Consider the following 1,830-nt stretch of genomic DNA (forward strand, 5'->3'; position numbering starts at 1 on the left):
GGGCGGGCACCCAGTCGAGGCCGAAGCCGAGCCCCGGGCGGCGCAGCCGCAGCCGGTGGCGGCGCCCGTCGGCCGCGGTGGTGGCGGCGGGCAGGTCACGCAGCCGGGGGACGAAGCGTCCGGCGGGGGTGAGGACGATCTCGTCCTCCTCCGTCGGTTCCAGCAGTTCGCGTGCCAGGCGGGCGGCGTCGGCCTCGGGCGACGGTCCGCGTTCGAGGGCCAGTCGCCGGATGGCGGGCCGGTGCTGTTCGTTGGTGAGGGTGCGGGCCACGGCCCATGGCACGCAGTCGGCCGGTTCCGGGCGGGCCCCCGTCCCGGGTACGGCTCCCGACGGGCGGGTGATCAGCCACAAGGAGGGGTCGACCGCGCGGGGAAGCCGTGCGCAGGCCTGGGCGACGGCGCGCAGGACGGCGGTGCGGGTGACGGCCCGTTCGAGGACGGCCCGGTCACGGTCCGGGCCGACCGGGCCGCCGTCGTCCGTTTCCTTCTCCTCGCCCTCCAGGAGGAGGACCAGGCCGGGCCGGGACCCGTCCGGCCGTAGCCAAGCGGCCCACCAGCCGGGGTCGGTGGTGGCCTGGACGACGGCCACGGCCGCGCCCTCCACCGGACCGAGGGCGCCCGCGAGGGCCTGGGCGAGCGGATCGTCCGGCCGCTCGGCGGCGACGATCCAGCTGGTCGCGGGGGCGGTCTCCGCCTGGGCGGCCTCTCCGGGGGCTTTCGCCCGGCTCCCACGGACGGCCCGTCCGGGCGCGCGGCGCGCCATGAGTACGGAGTGGTCGGCCTCGGCGCCCTCCGCGCTCAGCCGGGCCGTCTCGGCGAAGCCATGGGCAGTGAGCAGCTCGTGCCACTGCTCGGCCGTCAGGAGCGGGGAACGGGGGCGGAGATCCGGGTCGTCGGTGTCCCAGAAGCTCTTCAGCAGGCCGAAGCAGGGAAGGATCCGGTCGAGGTTGTGGGTCTCGGCGGCCAGCAGGTGGCCGCCTTCGCCGAGCAGGCCGGCGATGCGGGTGAGGGTGTCGCGCAGCCGGGTGGTGGCGTGCAGGACGTTGTCGGTGACCACGAGGTCGTAGGCGCCCGGGGCGAAGCCCTGGGGCCCGGGGTCCCGGTCCAGGTCGAGCGGGCGGTAGACGATGTGGTCGTGTCCGGCGAAGCGGGCCCGGGCGCGCGGGAAGAACGTCGCGGAGATGTCGGTGAAGGTGTAGTGCGCGCGTCCGGGTGGCAGGACGTCGAGCAGCATCCTGGTCAGCGCTCCGGTGCCGGCACCGACTTCCAGGACGCGCAGGGGCCGGTCCTCGGGCCAGTTCCGGACGAGCTCACGGACGAAGGCGGCCATCCGGGGCTTTTCCTGGCGGGCCACGGCGCAGGCGGAGTAATAGTTCTCCACCCAGTGGCGGTCGCCCTCCCCGAAGAACATGGTGACGGCGTCATGGCGGCCGAGGAGCACCTCGGGCAGCAGAGTGCCGCAGTGCGTGTGCAGCGCCGCTTCCGTGGCGCACCCCGGGAACTCACGGAGCAGCTGGCCCAGCACGCCCCGGGGGTCGGGGCGGGTGGTCGGCGTCCAGCCGCCGTCACCGTCCCGGCGCAGCGTTCCCGCGCGCTCGGCCTGATCGAGCAGGGCGTACAGCATCCGTCGGTGGTCGGGGAGCGCGCCGGCGGCGATGAGGCTGTCGGGTGTGTGGGCGGTGGCTTCGGGGTCCAAGGTGTGGAGTGCCCGGAGGGTGAAGTGCGCGCTCAGTTGGTCGATCAGGGCGCCGCCCCGGACGTAGAGTTCTCCGTCCCAGTCCGCGGCCTCCACGCGTCCGGCCGCACGGGCCAGTTCACGCAGGGCGGGCA

The 1,830-nt window shown here is 75.1% G+C and carries 1 protein-coding gene; it reads right to left on the bottom strand.

Annotated elements, in window-relative coordinates; translation table 11 throughout:
* Positions 1-1,830 (bottom strand): methyltransferase (locus tag K6I33_RS34665; RefSeq protein ID WP_229358771.1); only part of this gene is annotated, 1,830 nt, incomplete at both ends.

Source organism: Streptomyces sp. UNOB3_S3, from assembly GCF_020740895.1.
Lineage (GTDB): Bacteria > Actinomycetota > Actinomycetes > Streptomycetales > Streptomycetaceae > Streptomyces.